Origin of the sequence: Streptomyces sp. Y2F8-2 (assembly GCF_014905555.1) — a bacterium.
GTDB classification, from domain to species: Bacteria; Actinomycetota; Actinomycetes; order Streptomycetales; family Streptomycetaceae; genus Streptomyces; species Streptomyces cynarae.
On record NZ_BNGS01000001.1, the window covers coordinates 1,128,588 to 1,148,885 of the forward strand.

Below are 20,298 nucleotides of genomic sequence, written 5' to 3' on the forward strand. Positions count from 1 at the left end.
GCTACGCCTTCACCTCCACCAGCTTCTTCCCGTCGAACGTCATGAGCTCGAAGTGGTCGATCTGGTTCGGTGTGAAGGCGGCGGCGCCGCTCACGTAGAGCGGGTTCTTCGACTCCTCCGTCTTGCCGTCGGGGATGCCGTAGCCCCACTGCGGAACGGACCAGGAGGCCAGTGTCTCGCGCTCGCCGTTCTTGCCGACGGCGACCCACGAGCACTTGAGCGGGCCCTTGACGCCCTTCACCTCGATGGCGCCGCTGGTGCCCCAGTCCTTGGCCTGCATCGCGATCGTGGCGCTGACCCCGGTGGTCGGGTCGGTCGCCGAGACCTTGTCGGTCATGGACTGGAAGGCGGCCTTGGCGGGCGAGACCGCCGCCACCGTGTGTCCGGTGTTGGCGTCATCGCCGCCGTTCACCGCCATCACGGCGACCGGGCCGCCGATGATCAGCGCGGCGGCGGCCGCGACGAGGTAGAAGCTGCGCCGCCGCTTCTGGGCGCGCCGCTCGGAGACCTCGTCGACCAGCCGCTCGACGAGCCGTGGGCTGGGTTTGGCGGACAGGGATTCGCCGATGGCGGGGGTGCCGTGGCTGTCCGGCATGTCGGCGAGCGCGGCCAGCATCGGTTCCATGCCGGCCAGGTCGTCGAGTTGCTGGGCACACCAGTCGCAGGTGGCGAGGTGCGCCTCGAAGGCGGTCGCCTCCGCGTCGTCCAGGATGCCGAGGGCGTAGGCGCCGACGGTTTCGTGGATGTCGCCCTGCCCCTGGGGACCGCCTCTCACGGCCCCGGGGCCACCAGTGCCGAATCCCCCGTACAGGTTGCTCATGCCGTCACCCCCCGCTCCTCCAGTGCCAGCTTCATCGACCGCAGGGCGTAGAACACCCTGGAGCGCACCGTTCCGCTGGGGATGCCGAGCGTTTCGGCCGCCTCATTGACCGTACGCCCTTTGAAGTACGTTTCGACCAGGACCTCCCTGTGGGCAGGGGTCAGGTCTTCCAGCGCGTCCGACAGTGTCATCAGCCACAACGCCTTGTCGATCTCGTCCTCCGCGGGGATGACCTCCAGCGGCGACGGGTCGACCTCCTGCGGCCGGGCCTGCCGGCTGCGGTGGCCGTCGATGACGATGCGCCGGGCGACCGTCACCAGCCAGGGGCGTACCGAACCGGTCGCTCGGTTGAGCTGGCCGGCGTTCTTCCAGGCACGGATGAGCGTCTCCTGCACGACGTCCTCGGCGCGCTGCCGGTCGCCCGCGACCAGGCGCAGCACGTAGGCGAGCAGGGGTCCCGCATGTTCTCGATACAGGGCACGCATCAGCTCCTCGTCCGGCTCGGTCGAGGACGCCGAGGACGAGGTCATGCGATGTCGGGCCCTGGGCCGCTTTCGTTCATCAGCCACGGCGGAATCCTTGCGCACGCCTACCTCCGGTGTCCGGGGGTTCCCCCAGTCGGTCGCTCACATCCGGGTACGCGCGAGTAGGCCCACGTGTTCAAAGCGACACCAGAAATTTCTTGGAGAAGGTGTGGAAGCCCTTGTTCCCGGGCACCCATTTCTCCCCCAACGGGACATACGGCCGCCGGAGCGAAGAGACCCAGGTCACACCGGCAGATGCTTCACTCCCGGACTCACCAAGATCGCCGTGTGAAAATTTGGCTGGACTTCGGTGGAGGAATTGTCGAGATCAGGGGGCGCACTGCCCGATTTCAGCCAAATTTTTCGGTAACTCTCTTTTTTCGCGAGCTATGCGGATGGCCTCCCTTTCCGTTGTTTCCTCGGCTTCCTTTCCTTTCGGAGTTTTCAGGGCGTTCATGGTGCTCAGCGCGTTCAGCGCGTCGAGAACGTCCAGTAGTCACGCTCGGGGAGCTCGACCCACACATCCGGGGGGCCGACGACGGCGCGCGCGTCGGTCGGCCGCAGGCCCGCGTAGGCGCACGAGTAGGCGGGCGCGTTGCGCCGGTAGAGATAGGAGGCCAGGACTTCCTCCGGCGGGGCCTCCGGGTCCGGTGCGCCGCCCGGGTGCAGGTCCCAGCCTTCGATGACCCCGTCGCGGGCGATGCTGCCCTGGTTGCCGCTCTTGGGGTTGGCGTAGAGGCCGTAGCAGACGGTGCCGAGGGACAGCGGTCTCAGCACGCCCGGCATCTGCGGCGCGTATCCCCAGGGCTGGGAGACGACGCAGCCGCCCGGCACGGTGGTGACGCCGACGATCCGCAGGGTGTCGTCCAGGTCGTACTCGTACGGGTCCTCGAGCAGCTCCTGAAGTTCCTCGCTTCTCGCCGGCGTCGCCCCCAGGCGGTGTATCGCCTCCTCGGCGTCGATCCCGGCCACGCACGCCAGGCCCGTGCCGTCGTAGTGGATGTCCCCCAGCGCCGCGACGAGCCGCCTGCCCTCCTCCGCCGCCGCGCGCTCCGCCTCGGACAGCCCGCGCTCGCCCTCGGGCACCTCGAACAGCTCCGGCGTCGGCCCGGCCAGCCCGAGCCGCCCCGGGGACCAGCCGCCGAGCAGGGGCCGCCAGGGATCCGCGCCGGCGGCGACAAGAGCCCGTGCGTTGTCCGGACGGTCGGACAGGACGGCCTCCCACAGCGCGGTCGTCCCGTGCTCCAGCGCGTCCACGTCCGCGACCCGCCGCGCCAGCTCGGCGACGACCTCCGGCGAGCCGCACCACGCCGCCCGGTGCAGCGGCCGTCCCCCGCCCCACGCCTCCGGATCCGCGCCCTGATCCAGGCGCCGCCGGATGACCTCGGCGTCGCGCCAGTCCTGATGGGCCAGGCCTGCCCAGCCGTCGCCGCGTTCCGCCACCGCTCCCCCTCCAGCACCGATCCGGGCGGCACCCGGACCGCCCCCCGTACGCACACCATGGCAGACGGGTCTGACAACGCCCGGTCGCCGCCTCACCGCGCCCCTTCCCAGCCCGTGAGAGCAACGTTCCCTTCCGGTCACCCGGTGCCACAGGGCGGAAACGCGTCCTCCCTACCTTCGGGACTCATCACCGCGTAACGACACCCGGGCACCGCAGAACCGTGGAGGCGTCATGACAGCCCCGAGCACAGCCCCCGCCGCCGGCAGGGGAGGCCGCTGGATCCAGCAGTGGGATCCCGAGGACGAGACGTTCTGGAACGAGGCCGGGGAGAAGATCGCCCGGCGCAACCTGCTGTTCTCCGTCTTCTCCGAGCACATCGGGTTCTCGATCTGGACCATGTGGTCGGTCCTCGTGCTCTTCATGGGGCCGAAGTACGGGCTGACCCCCGCCGACAAGTTCATGCTCACGTCCATGGTCACGCTCGTCGGCGCCGTCGTCCGCGTCCCCTACACCTTCGCGGTCGCGATCTTCGGCGGGCGCAACTGGACGATCATCTCCGCGAGCCTGCTGCTCATCCCGACGATCGCCGCCTTCGCCGTGATGAAGCCGGGGACCTCCTTCTCCACCTTCCTGGTCGTCGGCCTGCTCGCCGGCATCGGCGGCGGCAACTTCGCGTCCTCGATGACCAACATCAACGCCTTCTTCCCGCTGCGGAAGAAGGGGTGGGCCCTCGGCCTCAACGCGGGCGGCGGCAACATCGGCGTGCCGGTCATCCAGCTCGTCGCCCTTGCGATCATCGGCGCGAGCGGCGGGCCGCGCGTGCTGCTCGGGATCTACATCCCGCTGATCGTCGTCGCCGCCGTGCTCGCCGCCCTCTTCATGGACAACCTCGCCTCCGTGAAGAACGACACCGGCGCCGCCAAGGACGCCGCGAAGGACGCGCACACCTGGATCATGTCCTTCCTCTACATCGGCACCTTCGGCTCGTTCATCGGTTACAGCTTCGCCTTCGGGCAGGTGCTGCAGAACCAGTTCGGGCGCACCCCGCTGCAGGCGGCGTACGTCACCTTCATCGGCCCGCTGCTCGGTTCGCTGATCCGTCCCGTGGGCGGCTGGCTCGCCGACCGCTACGGCGGCTCGAAGATCACGCTGTGGAACTTCGTCGCCATGGGCGCGGCCACCGCCGTCCTGGTCTTCGCGAGCATGCAGAAGTCGCTGCCGCTGTTCACCGCCGCGTTCGTCGTCCTGTTCGTGCTCAGCGGGCTCGGCAACGGGTCGACGTACAAGATGATCCCCGGCATCTTCCAGGCCAAGGCCGTCGCCAAGGGGCTCGAGGGTGAGGAGGCCGCCGCGTACGGCCGGCGGCTGTCCGGCGCCTCCATGGGTCTCATCGGCGCCGTGGGCGCGCTCGGCGGCGTCGGCATCAACCTCGCCTTCCGGCAGTCCTTCCTCTCCTACGGCTCCGGCACCGGCGCCTTCGTCGCCTTCCTCGCCTTCTACGCCGCGGCCTTCGCGGTCACCTGGGCCGTATACCTTCGCCGCCCGGCCGTGCAACCTCAGGCCAACGCCTCCACCTCCGAGGCGAACCAGCAGCTCAGCTACGCCGAGGTGTGACGTAACACCAGCGACATGAAGCCGAACCGAGCCTGTCACGAGCCGTTGACAGGCTCGGTCGGCATGTAGGCAGGACGCGTACGACCGGTGTTCACGACCGCGTGACCACCGGTATGCCGACTCGAGTGCGGGACGAGAGCCATGTACGACAACCAGCAGCGACCAGAACACGGGCCTCTCGAGGGGTTCACCGTGGGCGTGACGGCCGCGCGACGGGCCGACGAGCTGGGGGCCCTGCTCCAGCGGCGCGGCGCGTCCGTGCTGTACGCGCCGGCCCTGCGTATCGTGCCGCTCGCCGACGACGGAGAACTGCTCGCCGCCACCAAGGAGTTGATCGACCGGGTACCGGACATCGCGGTCGCCACCACCGCGATCGGCTTCCGCGGCTGGGTCGAGGCCGCCGACGGCTGGGGGCTCGGCGAGGATCTGCTCGCCCGGCTGCGCGGGGTGCGGCTGCTCGCACGCGGCCCGAAGGTCAAGGGCGCCATACGGGCGGCCGGGCTGACCGAGGAGTGGTCGCCCAGCTCGGAGTCCATGGCCGAGGTGCTCGACCGGCTGCTCGAGGAAGGCGTCGACGGCCTCCGTATCGCCGTCCAGCTGCACGGCGAGCCGCTGCCGGGCTTCGTGGAGGCGCTGCGGGAGGGGGGCGCCGAGGTGGTGGGGGTGCCGGTGTACCGGTGGATGCCGCCGGAGGACGTCGGGCCGATGGACCGGCTCCTCGACGCGACCGTCAGCCGGGGCCTGGACGCCCTCACCTTCACCAGCGCGCCCGCTGCCGCGTCCCTGCTCTCCCGGGCCGAGGAGCGCGGGCTGCTGCCGGAACTGCTCGCCGCCCTGAACCACGACGTGCTGCCCGCCTGCGTCGGCCCCGTCACCGCGCTGCCGCTTCAGGCCCGCGGCATCGACACGGTCCAGCCCGAACGCTTCCGGCTCGGCCCGCTCGTCCAGCTCCTGTGCCAGGAACTGCCCGCCCGGGCCCGTACGCTGCCCATCGCCGGCCACCGGGTGGAGATCCGCGGGCACGCGGTGATGGTGGACGGCGACCTGCGGCCCGTACCGCCGGCGGGGATGTCCCTGCTGCGCGCCCTGTCCCGGCGGCCGGGCTGGGTGGTCGCCCGCTCCGACCTGTTGCGCGCGCTCCCGGGCGCCGGGCGCGACGAGCACGCCGTGGAGACGGCGATGGCCCGGCTCCGGACGGCCCTCGGGGCGCCCAAGCTGATCCAGACGGTGGTCAAGCGCGGCTACCGGCTCGCGCTCGACCCGGCGGCGGACTCCAAGTACGCGGACGTGTGAGCCGCCTTTCCCGGAGCAGGGCCCGCGCAGGGCCGCCTCCCTGGAGAGCGCCCGGACGAAGCAGCCCTCCCTGGAGAGCGCCCGGGCGAGGCAGGCCGTGCCGGGGTCGGCGGCGGGCCCGTACGGCCGGTTTGGCGGCCGCTTCGGGCGCGCGAGGGACGTCGCCGGGACGCGCGGGCGCATCGACAGGCGTCCACCGTGGAGTTCGGGGGCGTACGGGGCCTTCCCCGAGGCCTGTGCGGGCGGGCACTGTAGAGGGGGTGACCGCGGCGACTCCAAGGCGGTGACAGGCACATGGCATCCGGCACGGCCACGGCCACGGCCTCCTACGCGTTGCGGTTCGGCTCCGGGCGGATCTGCCTGGACCTGCTGACGACGACGCATCCCGAGGAACGCCTCGACTCGGCGGACCGGTTGCGGGCGTGGATCACCGGGTCCGGGCTGGTGCCGCCGGGTACCCCGCTGACCGGGGTGGACGCGGGCTGGCTGCGGGCGTTCCGCGAACTGCGTGAGCACGTCGGCCTGTTGGTGGGTGGCGAACTGGACGGGCGCCCGGCGGACGGGGCGCTGATCCGGGTCAACGCCGCGGCCCGGGGCGCACCGCCCGCGCCGTGCGCGGTCCGTACGGAGGACGGCGCGCTGGTACGACGACTGCGTGCACTGCCCACCTGCGAGGACCTGCTGGCCGCGGTGGCCCGCGAGGCCATAGAACTGCTGACCGATCCGAAGGCCAGGGCGAGCCTGCGGCGGTGCGAGGGCGACAACTGCCCGATCGTCTACCTGGACACGTCCCGGGGCCGACGCCGCCGCTGGTGCTCGAGCGAGGTGTGCGGCAACCGGGAGCGGGTGGCCCGCCACCGCCGGCGGGCGGCGCTGACACGGACGTAGGTCGCAGGTCGTGCCGGGCACCCTCCCGCCTGCTACGGGATCACATGCCTGCCTCGGTCACCACGTCGCCGGTGGGCGCGGGGGGTGCGGTGGTCGCGCGAGGGATCAGATGGGTGGGCAGCACGACGTGGCGCGCGCGGTCGGCCTCGGGGTCGTCGATCAGCTTCAGGGCGAGTTCCCCGGCCACCCGGCCCATGTCCGAGGGTGACTGGGCGACCGTGGACAGATCGAACCACTCGGCGATCTGGTGGTCGTCGAAGCCGATGACGGACATCCGCTCGGGCACCTGGATCCGCGCCGCGCGCAGGGTGTGTATGACAGCGACGGCCAGCTCGTCCTGCTCGGCGAAGACTGCGGTGGGGGGCTCCCGCAGGCTCAGCAGCGCGCCTATCCCTGCGGCGAGACCGCGCTTGTCCTCGACCGACATGGTGACCACCAGCTCGTCGTCCAGGGGAATGCCGGCCTCGGTGAGCGCCTGCCGGTAGCCGAGCAGCCGTTCGCGCGAGCTGAAGGTGAAGCCGGTGGCGCCCACCGTCGGCACGAAGGCGATCCTGCGGTGGCCGAGGTTGAGCAGGTGCCGGGTGGCCTTGCAGCCTCCGGCCACGTCGTCGACGTAGACGCTGGGGCGGCTCTTGGCGTGCTGGCTGACGTAGATGACCGGCATCCCGAGGTCGTCCAGCCGTGCCGTCTCCTCGCCGGTGAGGTCGAAGCCGAAGACGAGGAGCGCGTCGGCGTTCCGCCGGGCCGGGAGGTGCTCGAAGAACGAGGTGCGCTCGGCCATGTCCGGGATGACGTAGACGTTCAGCTCCATGCCGGCCGCGCGCAGCAGCGGGCCCAGGCTGGACAGCGCCGAGCCCATGAACCACGAGTTGAGCGTGGGCACGAGCACCGCAACGACCCCGGTCTTCCCCGTGACCAGGCTCGCCGCCTGCCGCGAGACCGCGAAGTTCAGCTCGCGGGCGGCCTGTTCGACGCGTACGCGGACGTCCGCCGAGACGGACGTCAGTCCGCGCAGGGTGCGGGAGACCGTGGACGGGGAGACGCCGGCCCGTTCCGCGACGTCGGCCATCGTGGGGTGCCGCTGAGCTGGTGGCATGAGCGGAAGTTAGCACAGAGGCGGGTGTTTGACAGCTGGCTTGTGAAAGCGCTGCCATAGCTCAACCATGGGGTATTTTGCCCCGTTTTGCTGTAAAAACAGCTGCGGTACGCACCTAAAACTGTCTGAATCGTCGGCGACTTATGGATTGACTTCCCCCAACTGCACTCCTAGCGTGCAAGCGTTGTCACGGCGGCGTGCAAGGTGTTTTCGTGTAGCCAGCCTTGAGGGCTCCGACCTGCGCTTTTGAAGGATCTTCGCGCCGTGACAGCACTGTCAGCCGCGCCTTCGGTTCCGCACGACCAGGAGAGAGACAGTGATGACCAGGACCACCAGAGCCCTTCAGTGTTCGGCGACGCTCGCCGCCGCCGGGCTGCTCCTCACCGCCTGCGGCTCGTCCGGGGGCAGCGGCGGCAGTTCCGGGCAGAACGCCCAGAGCACGTCGTTCACGGGCCGTGGCCCCATCACGTATGTGGCCGGCAAGGACACCACCGGCACCGTCCAGACGATCATCGACCGCTGGAACAAGCTGCACCCGAAGGAGAAGGTCACTTTCATCCAACTGCCGACGGACGCGGACTCGCAGCGGCAGCAGATGATCCAGAACGCGGAGACGAAGTCCGACGCCTACACGGTGCTCTCCCTCGACGTCGTGTGGACGTCGGAGTTCGCCGCCCACCAGTGGATCGACCGCCTGCCCGACAACCGGTTCCCGCTGCAGAACATGCTGAAGCCGGTGGTGGAGACCGCGAAGTACCGCGAAGGTCTGTACGCGGTACCGGGCAGCTCCGACGGCGGCCTGCTGTACTACCGCAGCGACCTGTTGAAGAAGGCCGGCATCACCAGCCCTCCGGCCACCTGGTCCCAGATGACGGCCGCCTGCGCCAAGGTGAAGAGGCTGCCCGAGGCCAAGGACATGTCCTGCTACGCCGGGCAGTTCCAGAAGTACGAGGGCCTGACGGTGAACTTCTCCGAGGCCGTGAACTCGGCGGGCGGCGTCGTCACCGACGCGAACGGCAAGCCGGACGTCGACACGCCCCAGGCGAAGAAGGGCCTGGACTTCCTCGTCGACTCCTTCAAGGACGGGACGATCCCCAAGGAGGCCATCACCTACCAGGAGGAGGACGGCCGCCAGGCCTTCCAGTCCGGCAAGCTGGTGTTCCTGCGCAACTGGCCGTACGTGTACGCGCTGGCCCAGAAGAGCCCGATCGGGGGGAAGTTCGCGGTCGCGCCGCTGCCCGGCCTGAACGGGACCGGCTCCTCCAGCCTGGGCGGTCACAACCTGGCCCTGTCGTCCTTCGCCAAGAACAAGGCGACGGCCCTGGACTTCATGAAGTTCTTCAGCAGTGAGGAGAGCGCGAGCTACTTCCTGAAGAACGCCTCCCTCGCCCCGCCGTACACGAACCTGTACGACGACGCGTCGCTGGACAAGCAGTATCCGTATCTGCCCGTCCTCAAGCAGTCCATCCTGCACGCCGTGCCGCGCCCGCGGGTCGTGCAGTACGGGGACGTGACGTCGGCGATCGAGAAGGAGGCCTACGCCGCCCTGTCCGGCAGCAAGAGCAGCTCGCAGGCTCTGAAGGATCTGCAGGCGGACCTGCAGAAGCTGACGGCGCAGTGAGGATCCGGGTCATGGCCGACACCAAGATCCCGTCCGCAACCGCCGCACGGGAGCCCGGGGCGGTCGACCGCCCCGGGCGGCCCTCCGCGCCGCTGAACCGCCGGCGCGCCCGGGCCGGTGCGACCACGGGCACCGGCCGGCTGGCGGCGCTGCTGGTCTCCCCCACGCTCCTGGTGCTGACGATCGTCGTGATCTATCCGACGCTCATGGCCCTCGACGAGTCGCTGTACGGGCCGAAGGGGCTGGATCCCAAGACCGGCTTCATCAGCGACACCGAGCCGTTCGTGGGCCTGAAGAACTACACCGACATCTTCACCCAGGCCGGTGACCGGTTCTGGAACGCCTTCTGGAACACCACCCTCTTCACCGTCGTCACCGTGCTGCTGGAGACGGTGATCGGTGTGGCCATGGCACTGATCATGCACAAGGCGTTCCGGGGCCGGGCCGTGGTGCGGGCGAGCATCCTCGTGCCCTGGGCGATTCCCACGGCCATCTCCGGCCTGCTGTGGCGGTGGATCTTCAACGCCGACGGAATCGCCAACGTCCTCGTCGGACACCAGGTCCTGTGGACCGCCGACGGCTTCGCAGCCAAGATCGCGGTCATCATCGCCGATGTGTGGAAGACCGCCCCGTTCATCGGGCTGCTGGTCCTGGCCGGACTCCAGGTGATCCCGAAGGAGGTCTACGAGGCGGCCCGGATCGACGGAGCGAGCGCCCTCAGGCAGTTCTGGCACATCACCCTGCCCCTGGTGAAGCCCGCGCTGCTGGTGGCGGTGCTGTTCCGGTGCCTGGACGCGCTGCGGATGTTCGACCTGCCCTACATCCTCATCGGCGCGCAGAAGAACTCGGTGGAAACCCTGTCGATGCTCGCGCAGAACGAGGCGTCCAACGTCCGCTTCGGACCGGCTTCCGCCTACGCGGTGCTCCTCTTCCTCTATGTCTTCCTCATCGCGCTCGCCTTCGTCCGGTTGCTGGGCGCCGACCTCGTCGGCGACGGCGGCGTCCGTAACGGACGCGAGCGCAGGACCGGGCGCCGGGGTGCCGTGGCACTGCGCCGTGCGGAGGTGACGGCATGACCCTCGCAGCCACCTGGCGCCGACGGCTGCCCTACGTGGGTGTCGCCGCGGTGGTCGCCTACTGCCTGGCCCCGTTCTACTGGATGGTGGTCTCCAGCCTGCGGAGCAACGACGACATCTTCAGCACCTCGTTGTTCCCCTCGCCGCTGTCGTTCGACAACTACCGGGCCGTGTTCAGCCCCTCCCAGGGGTTCTCGCGGGCACTGCTCAACAGCCTGATCGTGGCCGGCATCACCACGGCACTGGCGCTGCTGCTGGCCACGTTCACCGCGTACGCGATGGCCCGGCTGGACTTCCGGTTCAAGCGGCTGATCCTCACGCTGATCATCGCCACCTCGATGTTCCCGGTGGTGTCGATCGTCGTTCCGCTGCTGAAGCTGTTCACGGACATCGGCTGGATCAACACCTACCAGGCCATGATCGTGCCGAGCATGTCCTTCGCGCTGCCGCTCGCGGTGTGGAACCTGACCACGTTCTTCCGCCAGATGCCGGACGAGCTGGAGCACGCCGCGATGGTCGACGGCTGCACCCGCGGCCAGGCGTTCCGCAGGATCATCATCCCGCTCGCCGCGCCCGGCATCTTCACCACCGCGATCATCACGTTCATCGCCGCCTGGAACGAGTTCCTCATCGCCCTGTCGATGACCAACAAGCCCGGCATGCAGACCGCGACGGTCGCCATCTCGAAGTTCTCCGGAGCCACGACGTACCAGACGCCGTTCGGCAGCCAGATGGCGGCAGGCGTCATCGTCACGATCCCGCTGGTGATCATGGTGCTGCTCTTCCAGCGCCGTATCGTCGCCGGACTCACCACAGGCGCGGCCAAGTAGGCACCGGCGCCGCGCCACCCCTTCCCGACGTCCAAGGAGCAACGCACTCGTATGTCCGGTACCGCACCGTGGTGGCGCAGCGCCGTCATCTACCAGATCTACATCCGCAGTTTCGCCGACGGAAACGGTGACGGCGTCGGCGACATCGCCGGCATCCGCTCCCGTCTGCCGTATCTGAAGTCGCTCGGTGTCGACGCCATCTGGATCAACCCGTGGTACAAGTCGCCGATGGCGGACCACGGTTACGACGTGGCGGACTTCCGTGAGATCGACCCGCTGTTCGGCACGGTGGCCGAGGCGGAGGAGCTCATAGAGGAGGCGCACCGGCACGGGATCCGCGTCATCCCCGACATCGTGCCCAACCACACCTCCGACCGGCACGCCTGGTTCCAGGCGGCCCTGGCGGCGGGGCCGGGCAGCCCCGAACGCGAGCGTTACGTCTTCCGGCCCGGCCGCGGGCCCGACGGCGCCGAGCCGCCCAACGACTGGGTCTCCTGCTTCGGCGGCCCCGCCTGGACACGGCTGCCCGACGGGGAGTGGTACCTGCACCTGTTCGCCCCCGAGCAGCCCGACCTCAACTGGGAACACCCGGAGGTCAGGGCCGAGTTCGAGTCGATCCTGCGGTTCTGGTTCAGCCGGGGCGTGGACGGCTTCCGTATCGATGTGGCGCACGGACTGATCAAGCACCCCGAGCTGCCCGACCTGCCGCCGCGCCCCGAACCGGCGGGGGTGCTCGGACCGCTCTCCCGCCGGGACGACACGCAGGAGCGGGTCCGGCAGCACGTCGACCACCCCCACTGGGACCGCGACGAGGTCCACGAGATCTACCGCGCCTGGCGCAAGGTGGCCGACGAGTTCCCCGGCGACCGGTCCTTCGTCGCCGAGGCCTGGGCGGACACCCCCGAGCGGCTCGCCGCCTACGTACGCCGGGACGGCCTGCACACCGCGTTCAACTTCGACTTCCTGATGGCGAGCTGGGACGCGAAGGACCTGCGCGCGGTCATCGACGACTCGCTCGCCATGCTCGGCGCGGTCGGCGCACCGGCCACCTGGGTGCTGTCCAACCACGACGTCATGCGCCACGTCAGCCGCTACGGCCGCAGGACCGTCAAGCGGTGGCTGGCCAACGAACGATACGAGCCCGAAGGCCCCCTGGACCTGGAACTGGGCATCCGGCGCGCCCGTGCGGCCGCCCTGCTGATGCTCGCCCTGCCCGGCGGCGCCTACGTCTACCAGGGCGAGGAGCTCGGCCTGCCCGAGGTCGAGGACCTGCCCGAGTCCGTCCTGCAGGACCCGATCTGGGAGCGCTCCGGACACACCGAACGCGGCCGTGACGGCTGCCGGGTTCCGATCCCCTGGTCCGGGCACAGCGCGCCGTTCGGCTTCAGCCCCGAGGGGGCCTCCGCCGCGCCCTGGCTGCCGCAGCCCGCCGACTGGGGCGAGCGCAGCGTGGAGGCGCAGACCGGCGACGAGACGTCGATGCTCGAGCTCTACCGCCGCGCCCTGCGCGTGCGCCGCGAGCACCCGGCGCTCGGCGACGGCACTCTGGCCTGGCTGGACGCTCCCGCCGGAGTCCTCGCCCTGCGCCGCGAACCCGGCTTCGTCTGCGTGGTCAACCTCTCGTCCGAGGCGTACCGGCTGCCCGACCACACCTCGGTCCTGCTGGCGAGCGGTCCCGTGCAGGACGGCCTGCTGGCACCGGACCAGGCGGCCTGGCTGGCGGTGTAGCCGTCCATCAGAGACCAGGGCCGTCCGGTGCGTCCCCGCTCACCGGACGGCCCTGGTTCTGCCCGGGTCTCACACGGACCCGGCCCGCCTGCGTCCCGCCGTTTCGTTCCGTCCCGCCGTCCCGTCCCGTGCCGCCGTCCTGTTCCGTCCCGCCCCGTTCGGCCACAGCCTCGGGCTCCGCTTGGCCGCCCAGTCCTCGATCCAGCCGAACGCCACGATCGCCAGGCCGATCAGCGGCCAGATCAGGACGAACGTCCAGAGCGTGTACGTCGCGTCCAGCTCCGCCACCGCGCTGTCGCCCTTCAGGAAAGGGAGCTCGTAGAGCTGGTCCAGGATCGGGACGGCGGCCGTGATCAGCATGTTGTGCCACAGGTAGATCGTGACCGCCCGGTTGTTGGACAGGGTCACCAGCTTGTCCCAGCGGCGCAGCCGGCCCGGGAGTTCCCGCCAGGACGGGGAGTACTGGAGGAGGATGACGACGAACCCGAAGGACCAGGTCGCCTGGGCCAGCGGGATGTCGTTCAGATCCCAGCCGTCGGGGCCCTGGTGGCCCGACGCCCACCACAGGCCGAACGCCATGAGCAGGGCCGAGCAGGAGACGGCGACATGGCGGGGGACGCGGGCCAGAAGACCCTGGTGGTGGGCGAAGCCGAGGACCCAGCAGCCGCCGTAGACCGCGAAGTCCGTCACCGCGTTGCCCGTCTCGCCGGGGATCGTGACCAGCCCCGTGCCGACGACCGCCGTCAGGCCCAGCGGTGCCAGCAGCGTCGGCCAGGGCGCCCGCCGGAACGCCCACAGGAGCAGCGGCGAGGCCACCACGAACCACAGGTAGGCGCGCAGGTACCACAACGGCTCCGCCGCCTGCACCGCCCAGGTGTCCTCCAGCAGGCCGGACTCGGCGCCCAGGTGCGAGGGAAAGGGCGGGGCGCCGACCGGGATCACATAGTCGACCAGGCCGAGCAGGCCCCAGATGCCGCCGCCGTCCCGGTCCTTCAGCGGGTTCCAGCCGCCCGCGAACATCAGCGTCAGGACCACCGCGCTGAACGCCCACAGCGGCGGCAGCAGCCTGCGCACCCGGCTCCTGATCACGCTCGGCGCCGGGCGGCTCAGGGAGCGGGCCATCAGGGAGCCCGCCAGGGCGAACATCACGCCCATCGACGGGAAGAGCACGGTCAGCCAGGCCCAGCCGAAGAGGTGGTAGACCACGACCCGGACCAGGGCCAGGGAACGCAGCAGGTCCAGGTAGCGGTCGCGGCCCGGTGTGCGGGCTTCGGGGCTCTTCTTCTCCGCCTCCCGCCGCCGCGGGATCCCGTACGTCGACGTCGGCTCCGGGCCCGCGCCCGTGCCGGTGGTGTGGCCGCGGGTCATGCCACGGGCCTCCGTTCACTGTGCGGCCGCGGGTGCGGCACGGGGCCGCCCGGCGCCTCCACGACACCGGTGCGCCGCAGCTTCTGCCAGCGCAGCCGGCCGCCGGTGAGCGCCGTGATCCAGGACTGGAGCAGCACGACGTACATGAGCTGGCGGTAGAGGATCTGCTGCAGGGGCAGCGAGAGCAGGTGGGTCATGCGTTCGCGGTCGAGACGGAAGGCGTACGCCGCGCAGGTGGCCTGGATCGCCAGGACGCCCAGCCACGCCGCGACCGTCTTCTGCGTCGGGCCGAACACCACGCCGTACAGCAGGAAGACGTCGATGAGCGGGGCCAGCAGCGGGGCCACCACCATGAACAGGGAGACCAGGGGAAGGCCCACACGGCCGAAGCGCCCGGACGGGCCGCGCTCCAGCAACGCCCCCCGGTGCTTCCAGATCGCCTGCATGGTGCCGTACGACCAGCGGTAGCGCTGGGACCACAGCTGCTGGACCGTCTCCGGGGCCTCCGTCCAGGCTCGGGCGTTCTCGGCGTACACCACCCGCCAGCCGTCGCGGTGCAGCGCCATGGTGATGTCGGTGTCCTCGGCGAGCGTGTCGTCGCTCATGCCGCCCACCCGTTCCAGCGCGGACCTGCGGAACGCCCCGACCGCGCCGGGGATCGTCGGCATGCAGCGCAGGATGTCGTACATGCGGCGGTCGAGGTTGAAGCCCATCACGTACTCGATGTGCTGCCAGGCGCCGATGAGGGAGTTCTTGTTGCCGACCTTCGCGTTGCCCGCCACCGCGCCGACGCGCGGGTCGGCGAAGGGCTGGACCAGTTCCCGGACGGTCGCCGGTTCGAAGACCGTGTCGCCGTCCATCATGACGACCAAGTCGTAACGGGCGTTGGCCACACCGCGGTTGAGGGCGGCCGGCTTGCCCGCGTTGAGCTGCCGCACGACACGCACGTCGGGCAGGCCCATCGCCTCCACGATCCGGGCCGTGCCGTCGGTCGAGCCGTCGTCGACGACGACCACCTCGATGGGGTGCTCGCTCGCCGTCAGGGAGCGGACGGTGTTCTCGATGCACTTGGCCTCGTTGTACGCGGGCACCAGCACCGACACCGGTTCGGTGACCGGCGGGCCCCAGCGGAAGCCACGGCGGCGCACCCGGCGCGCGTGGACGCCGGAGAGCAGGAGCATCAGCACGAAGCGGCCGATGACGAGGCTGCCGACCACCGCGAGGCAGACCACCAGGACGTCGGTGACCTTCTCCGAGGCCTGGACCAGGAAGATCCACGCCTTGCCCTTCCACGCGTCGACGCCGGTGACCGGCGTCAGCGCGCTGGGCGCGCCGAGCGCCTCGGTGAGGTTCTGGAACCGGTAGCCCTCGGCCTGGAGTCCGGGCAGGAACCGGTCCAGCGCCTGCACCGTCTGGTGGCGGTCGCCGCCGGAGTCGTGCATCAGAACGATCGCGCCCTTGCCGCCGTGCGGGGTGGCACGGCGGATGATCTCGGCGACGCCGGGCTTCTGCCAGTCCTCGCTGTCGGTGTCGTTGACGACGGTGATGTAGCCGCGGCCGCCGATGTACTCGGTCACCGGCCAGGACTTGTCGTCCATGGCGTCGGCGAAGGAGGAGTACGGCGGCCGGAAGAGGGAGGTGCGCACACCGGCCGCGCCGCTGATCGCGAGCTGGTTCGTGGACAGCTCCCAGTCGATGCGGCGCTTCGACTGGTAGGACAGGTCGGGGTGGTTGAAGGTGTGCAGGCCCACCTCGTGACCCTCCGCCACCATGCGGGCGACGAGGTCGGGGTAGCGCGAGGCCATGGTGCCGGTGACGAAGAAGACCGCGTGCGCGTGGTGCTTCTTCAGCACGTCGAGGACCTTGGGCGTCCAGGTGGGGTCGGGGCCGTCGTCGAAGGTCAGGACGAGGCGGTGGTCCGGCAGACGCATGGTGCTGGTGCGGCCGCTGCGGGTGTCGATGACCGGGCCGCCGTCCAGGATCTTCTCCGGGACGTGGCCGGTGGCCGCCTCGGGCCGGATGCGGTGGTCGGCGAGGATCTCGCTGTGCACGAAGCCGCGCAGCATCAGCATCGTCACCAGGGCGACGAGGAGGAGCGTGGGCAGCAGCAGGCGCATGGGCACGCGGCGGCGCCGGGCGCCGTCGCGGGCGCCGGTCGCGGCGCCGGGACGGCGGGTGCGGGATGCCATCAGAGGACGTACTCCGGGGAGCGGAAGGGCGAGGAGGAGCCGGCGGCGTCCTCGGCGACGGGCATGGGCGTGCGCCGGCCCTCGGCCACCGGCATCGGCGTGCCCGGGCCGTGGGCGACGCTGCCCGTGCCCGGGCCCGTGCTGCCGCCGTCCGGGCTCGGCGACGGGTCGGGCGAGGGGTTGCCGCCCGCCGGGGGGCTCGCGGCCGGCGGGATGGAGACGGGCACCGACGGGCGCAGGCTCGGTCGGGTCACGCCGGACCCCGGGTTCCCGGCGGTGCGCGTCGCGGACGGCCCGGGATCGGCGGAGGTGCCCGGCCGTCGGGGGCTCGCGGAGGCATCGGGCGCGCCGGTGCTGAGGCCCGGCGACGGTGTCGTGGCGTCGCTCGCCGACGCGGTCACGCCCGGGGCGGGGCTGCCCGACACGGACGGCTGCGCGGACCGGGAGGGCAGCGGCGAGCTGTCGACCTCGCTCGCCGGCGCGTCCTCCTGCTCCCTCGGCACCGGCAGCCAGGGCGCGGCGGAGCTGCCGGACAGGAGGGTGGCGACGATGACGGCGGCGTAGGCGGCGCAGGCGACACCGATGGCGATGCCGATACGGCGCAGCCGGCGCCCGCGCCGTCCGGACTCGTCCACGAAGACCGGGCCCTCGGAGCCGTCCCGGCCGCCGGGCTCCCCGCGCTGCCCGGGTCCGGCCCCGAGTCGCCAACCGGTGCTGTCGAGCTGGACGGTCACCTCGTGCGGGTCGTGGGCGTGCTCGGTGTCGGCCGAGCCGTGCCAGGCGTCCCGGCGGGCGGCACCGCCGCGCTGTGCGGGAATGCCCTGGGCCCCGGCCGCGTCCGACAGGCCCGCGCGACCGGCGGCCCCGGGAGGAAACCCGCTCCGGCCGACGCCCGGAAGACGCACGTCGGCACCGGCCTTGAGAAAGGCCTCGGCTTCGGTGACGCCCGGGCGTCCCGCGTGCCTCGCGGCCCTGGGCAGAACCTCGGTCTCGGTGACCTCCGGCAGGCCCGCGCGCCGCACGGCCCTCGGAAGGAGTTCCGTCTCGGTGAGGTCCGGCAGGCCCGCGCCCGCGCCCGCACCGGATCGCGGCAGGACCTCGGTCGCGTCCATGCCCGTCAGGCCCGCACCCGCGCGCAGCGTCCCCGTTCCACCGAACTCCGCCAAGGAACGGATGTCATTCCCGCCGACTGGGACTTCTCGGGTCGCCGATGCGGCATCGGGCCATTCCGGTTGGGCGCCTTCCCGCCACTTTTCCACGCGCGCACATCCCCCCACGGGACAGTTCCGGGCGCGCCCACGACCCGGGCCCCCGTCGACCGGACCAGGCCCCCGACCTGGTCCGAGCGCCCCCTTTACCAAGTCCTTGCCCGGGCCATGAATGTAGCGCATGTGGGGGATGTGTGGTTCCGATGCGCTAATTCCGGGTACTCATGGCCTCCGCGTCATTGGCTGGAATCCATCCATCCATGGGCCGCCGCAGCCATCCCTCCGCGGCGGCGACCTCGGCCGAGGCCTGTCGAAGCGCATCGAGCCCCGGATGTGTCAGCCCTTGTCGCCACACCAGCGAGACGGGCGAGAGCGGTACGGGATCGACGAGCGGACGCCGCACCGTCCCGGGCAGCGCGGGGAAGTCCACCACGGCGAGAATCGGATGGCCCGTCCTCGCCATGATCCGCTGGAACTCCTCGTCCCCGACGGCCAGCGGGATCGGAGGCGCGACCCGGATGTCCCGCCCGTCGAACAGGCGGTGCGCGAGGTCGGTCCACTCCGGCGTGCGCGGGTTCCCGGCGCCCGCGTACACCGTCTCCCCGGCAAGCGCGGCCAGCGGCACCGCCTCCAGCGACACCAGACGGTGGTCCTCGGGCAGGACGACCGCCATCGGCTCGTACCGCACGGGCTGCTGGTCGAGCCCGGCCCGCAGCGCCGGGGGAAGGCCCGCGAACCGGCCGAACGACGCGTCCAGCCGGCCCGCCAACACTTCGGCCGCGGCATGCGTGAGACCGCTCTCGTAGCGGGCCATCAACTCCAGGTCGGGGACGAGCGCACGGGCCCGGTGCAGCACCCGGCGCCCGGTGACCAGCCCCGGGGAGTTCAGGTCCACCAGCAGCGGCCGTGCCTGCCCGAAGGCGGCGAGGAGGTCGTCCTGCGCGTCCAGCACCCGGCGCGCGTACGGCAGCAGGCGCTCGCCGTCGGGGGTCAGCGTGACCTGCCGTGTCGTACGCACGAACAGTTCGGTGCCCAACTCCCGCTCCAGCCTGCGGATGTCCCGGCTCAACGCCTGCTGGGCGACGTACAGGCGGGTCGCGGCGCGGGTGAAGTGCAGTTCCTCCGCGACGGCGAGGAACGCGCGGAGCAGGCGGGGGTCGACGGCGGCAGCGGGCATCCGGCGAACTTACAACCCGGGTGCGTCAATCGCCACGGAGTAAGTGTTGGACCGCAGGTCACGGGCCGGGCGACGCTTCCCTGCATGCCGCAGCCCTCCTCCCGCAGACCGCCCCTGCTCACCGTCACCCAGGACACCCTGGTCGCCGCCGACTTCACCCCGCGCACCGCCGGCCGGGCACCCGCCCCGCGCAACCCCTACCGCCGGCTGTTCACCCACCCCGGCACCCGCGCCTTCACGATCGGGAACCTCATCGCCCGGCTCCCCATCGGCATGTTCAGCGTGAGCTCGGTCATCATGATCGCCGGCTCGCGGGGCTCGTACGCCCTCGCCGGTGCGGTCACCGCCACCGGCCTCGTGGCCACGGCCGCGGTCGCGCCCTGGGTGGCACGCCTCGTCGACCGTCACGGCCAGGCCCGGGTCGCCCTGCCCGCCACGCTGTTCGCGCTGCTCGGGAGCCTCGCACTGGTCCTGTGCGTGCACTACGACGCCCCCGACTGGACCCTGCTCGCCGCCCAGGCGGCCACCGCCACCACCCCGAACATCGGCGGCCTGTCCCGCGCCCGCTGGGCCCACCTGTTCCGGAACGCCCCGGACGCCCTGCACACGGCGAACTCGTTCGAACAGGCCGCCGACGAGCTGTGCTACCTGCTCGGCCCGGTGCTCGCCGCCTTCCTCTGCACCCGGCTCTTCCCGGAGGCCGGCACTCTGGCCGGCGTCTTCCTGCTGCTCACCGGCATGTTGATCTTCACCAGCCGGCGCGCCACTGAACCGCCGCCGAGCCGCCGCCCGGGCACCCGGCCCCCGCTGCGCGCCCCCGGCATGCCCCCGCTCCTGCTCGGCCTGCTGGCCACCGGCGCGGTCTTCGGCGCGATGGAGGTCGTCACGGTGGCGTTCGCGGACGCACAGGGTCACAAGGCGGCTGCCGGCCCGGTCCTCGCCCTGCAGGCCGCCGGTTCGTGCGCCGCCGGACTGCTCTACGGCGCGCTGCGGCCCGCCGGTCCCGCCGACCGCCGCTACGCGTGGTGCCTCGCGGCGATGACGGCCCTCATGACCCTGCCCCTGCTCGCGGCGCGCACCACCGATTCCCTCGTCGCCCTCGCGCCCGCCCTGCTGCTCGCGGGCATGGCCACCGCCCCGACGATGGTCACGGCGATGGTGCTGGTCCAGCGGCGCACCCCCGAGGGCCGTTCGAACGAGGGCATGACCCTCGCCGTGACGGCTCTGCTCGGGGGCGTGGCCTGCGGTTCCGCCATCGGCGGCTGGGCGGTGGAACACCTGTCTCCGACCGCCGGTTTCGCCCTCCCCACGACCGCCTCGGGCCTCGCCCTGGCGATCGCCCTCGGACAGAGGGCGGTCGAAGGAATCCGCACCGATTCGTGCGCCCCCCATTGACGCGCTCCCGACGCCCACATAGCTTCC

16 protein-coding genes are annotated in these 20,298 nt (G+C 71.3%); 8 read left to right on the forward strand and 8 right to left on the reverse strand.

The genetic code is table 11. The features are described 5' to 3' along the window. Nucleotide 1 precedes the first annotated feature (1 nt). The 3 genes from SY2F82_RS05100 to SY2F82_RS05110 all read right to left on the reverse strand — a co-directional run bounded on the left by SY2F82_RS05100 (nt 2) and on the right by SY2F82_RS05110 (nt 2,787). Complete coding sequence (locus tag SY2F82_RS05100) at nt 2-820, reverse strand: anti-sigma factor (RefSeq protein WP_200417678.1); 819 nt, start codon at nt 818-820, stop codon at nt 2-4. After that, complete coding sequence (locus tag SY2F82_RS05105; RefSeq protein WP_103841015.1) at nt 817-1,407, reverse strand: sigma-70 family RNA polymerase sigma factor; 591 nt, start codon at nt 1,405-1,407, stop codon at nt 817-819. Before SY2F82_RS05105 ends, SY2F82_RS05100 begins: the two co-directional genes overlap by 4 nt. A 408-nt stretch (nt 1,408-1,815) precedes the next feature. Beyond that, nucleotides 1,816-2,787 (reverse strand): ankyrin repeat domain-containing protein, encoded by a 972-nt coding sequence (locus tag SY2F82_RS05110; protein WP_200417679.1) that lies wholly within the window; start codon nt 2,785-2,787, stop codon nt 1,816-1,818. Nucleotides 2,788-3,019: 232 nt separating this feature from the next. Between SY2F82_RS05110 and SY2F82_RS05115 the strand changes: the two genes are divergently transcribed. The 3 genes from SY2F82_RS05115 to SY2F82_RS05125 all read left to right on the forward strand — a co-directional run bounded on the left by SY2F82_RS05115 (nt 3,020) and on the right by SY2F82_RS05125 (nt 6,583). Next, nucleotides 3,020-4,402 carry an MFS transporter gene (locus SY2F82_RS05115; RefSeq protein WP_200417680.1) on the forward strand — a complete coding sequence of 461 codons (1,383 nt, stop codon included), beginning with the start codon at nt 3,020-3,022 and terminating at the stop codon, nt 4,400-4,402. A gap of 141 nt (nt 4,403-4,543) precedes the next feature. Then, nucleotides 4,544-5,695: a uroporphyrinogen-III synthase gene (locus SY2F82_RS05120; protein WP_200417681.1), complete on the forward strand. Its 1,152-nt coding sequence runs from the start codon at nt 4,544-4,546 to the stop codon at nt 5,693-5,695. Nucleotides 5,696-5,989: 294 nt separating this feature from the next. After that, on the forward strand, nt 5,990-6,583 hold the full coding sequence (locus SY2F82_RS05125; protein WP_200417682.1) for an ABATE domain-containing protein: 594 nt from the start codon (nt 5,990-5,992) through the stop codon (nt 6,581-6,583). A gap of 40 nt (nt 6,584-6,623) precedes the next feature. Here the strand turns inward: SY2F82_RS05125 and SY2F82_RS05130 are convergent, their stop codons facing one another. Next, nucleotides 6,624-7,679, reverse strand: a complete 1,056-nt coding sequence (locus tag SY2F82_RS05130) for a LacI family DNA-binding transcriptional regulator (protein WP_308437744.1) — start codon at nt 7,677-7,679, stop codon at nt 6,624-6,626. A gap of 319 nt (nt 7,680-7,998) precedes the next feature. Here SY2F82_RS05130 and SY2F82_RS05135 point away from each other — a divergent pair, with 319 nt between their 5' ends. From SY2F82_RS05135 to SY2F82_RS05150, 4 genes are read left to right on the forward strand one after another with little or no spacing between them, the layout of a single operon-like run. Further along, nucleotides 7,999-9,300 carry an ABC transporter substrate-binding protein gene (locus tag SY2F82_RS05135; RefSeq protein WP_200417683.1) on the forward strand — a complete coding sequence of 434 codons (1,302 nt, stop codon included), beginning with the start codon at nt 7,999-8,001 and terminating at the stop codon, nt 9,298-9,300. Nucleotides 9,301-9,311: 11 nt separating this feature from the next. Continuing rightward, on the forward strand, nt 9,312-10,376 hold the full coding sequence (locus tag SY2F82_RS05140) for a carbohydrate ABC transporter permease (protein ID WP_200417684.1): 1,065 nt from the start codon (nt 9,312-9,314) through the stop codon (nt 10,374-10,376). After that, nucleotides 10,373-11,206: a carbohydrate ABC transporter permease gene (locus SY2F82_RS05145; protein ID WP_200417685.1), complete on the forward strand. Its 834-nt coding sequence runs from the start codon at nt 10,373-10,375 to the stop codon at nt 11,204-11,206. The genes SY2F82_RS05140 and SY2F82_RS05145 overlap by 4 nt, the downstream gene beginning before the upstream one ends. Nucleotides 11,207-11,257: 51 nt before the next feature. Beyond that, entirely contained in the window at nt 11,258-12,934 is a 1,677-nt protein-coding gene (locus SY2F82_RS05150; protein ID WP_200417686.1) for a glycoside hydrolase family 13 protein, read from the forward strand. A 69-nt stretch (nt 12,935-13,003) separates the two neighbouring features. On the opposite strand, the gene SY2F82_RS05155 is transcribed toward SY2F82_RS05150, so the two are convergent. The 4 genes from SY2F82_RS05155 to SY2F82_RS05170 all read right to left on the reverse strand — a co-directional run bounded on the left by SY2F82_RS05155 (nt 13,004) and on the right by SY2F82_RS05170 (nt 18,876). Then, on the reverse strand, nt 13,004-14,302 hold the full coding sequence (locus SY2F82_RS05155) for an acyltransferase (protein WP_200417687.1): 1,299 nt from the start codon (nt 14,300-14,302) through the stop codon (nt 13,004-13,006). Continuing rightward, on the reverse strand, nt 14,299-16,491 hold the full coding sequence (locus tag SY2F82_RS05160; protein WP_200417688.1) for a glycosyltransferase: 2,193 nt from the start codon (nt 16,489-16,491) through the stop codon (nt 14,299-14,301). The genes SY2F82_RS05155 and SY2F82_RS05160 overlap by 4 nt, the downstream gene beginning before the upstream one ends. After that, nucleotides 16,491-17,657: a hypothetical protein gene (locus tag SY2F82_RS05165; RefSeq protein WP_200417689.1), complete on the reverse strand. Its 1,167-nt coding sequence runs from the start codon at nt 17,655-17,657 to the stop codon at nt 16,491-16,493. Before SY2F82_RS05165 ends, SY2F82_RS05160 begins: the two co-directional genes overlap by 1 nt. 250 nt (nt 17,658-17,907) lie before the next feature. After that, the gene (locus SY2F82_RS05170; protein ID WP_200417690.1) at nt 17,908-18,876 is read right to left on the reverse strand and encodes a LysR family transcriptional regulator; all 969 of its coding nucleotides are present in this window, start codon (nt 18,874-18,876) and stop codon (nt 17,908-17,910) included. Nucleotides 18,877-18,960: 84 nt separating this feature from the next. Between SY2F82_RS05170 and SY2F82_RS05175 the strand changes: the two genes are divergently transcribed. Next, nucleotides 18,961-20,271, forward strand: a complete 1,311-nt coding sequence (locus SY2F82_RS05175) for an MFS transporter (protein WP_200417691.1) — start codon at nt 18,961-18,963, stop codon at nt 20,269-20,271. Nucleotides 20,272-20,298: the final 27 nt, after the last annotated feature.

Coding starts and splice junctions, on each gene's coding strand:
- SY2F82_RS05175 (WP_200417691.1), top strand. CDS start 18,961: ATGCCGCAGCCCTCCTCCCGCAGACCGCCCCTGCTCACCGTCACCCAG.
- SY2F82_RS05130 (WP_308437744.1), bottom strand. CDS start 7,679: ATGCCACCAGCTCAGCGGCACCCCACGATGGCCGACGTCGCGGAACGG.
- SY2F82_RS05145 (WP_200417685.1), top strand. CDS start 10,373: ATGACCCTCGCAGCCACCTGGCGCCGACGGCTGCCCTACGTGGGTGTC.
- SY2F82_RS05150 (WP_200417686.1), top strand. CDS start 11,258: ATGTCCGGTACCGCACCGTGGTGGCGCAGCGCCGTCATCTACCAGATC.
- SY2F82_RS05155 (WP_200417687.1), bottom strand. CDS start 14,302: ATGACCCGCGGCCACACCACCGGCACGGGCGCGGGCCCGGAGCCGACG.
- SY2F82_RS05115 (WP_200417680.1), top strand. CDS start 3,020: ATGACAGCCCCGAGCACAGCCCCCGCCGCCGGCAGGGGAGGCCGCTGG.
- SY2F82_RS05170 (WP_200417690.1), bottom strand. CDS start 18,876: ATGCCCGCTGCCGCCGTCGACCCCCGCCTGCTCCGCGCGTTCCTCGCC.
- SY2F82_RS05135 (WP_200417683.1), top strand. CDS start 7,999: ATGACCAGGACCACCAGAGCCCTTCAGTGTTCGGCGACGCTCGCCGCC.
- SY2F82_RS05140 (WP_200417684.1), top strand. CDS start 9,312: ATGGCCGACACCAAGATCCCGTCCGCAACCGCCGCACGGGAGCCCGGG.
- SY2F82_RS05125 (WP_200417682.1), top strand. CDS start 5,990: ATGGCATCCGGCACGGCCACGGCCACGGCCTCCTACGCGTTGCGGTTC.
- SY2F82_RS05100 (WP_200417678.1), bottom strand. CDS start 820: ATGAGCAACCTGTACGGGGGATTCGGCACTGGTGGCCCCGGGGCCGTG.
- SY2F82_RS05120 (WP_200417681.1), top strand. CDS start 4,544: ATGTACGACAACCAGCAGCGACCAGAACACGGGCCTCTCGAGGGGTTC.
- SY2F82_RS05160 (WP_200417688.1), bottom strand. CDS start 16,491: ATGGCATCCCGCACCCGCCGTCCCGGCGCCGCGACCGGCGCCCGCGAC.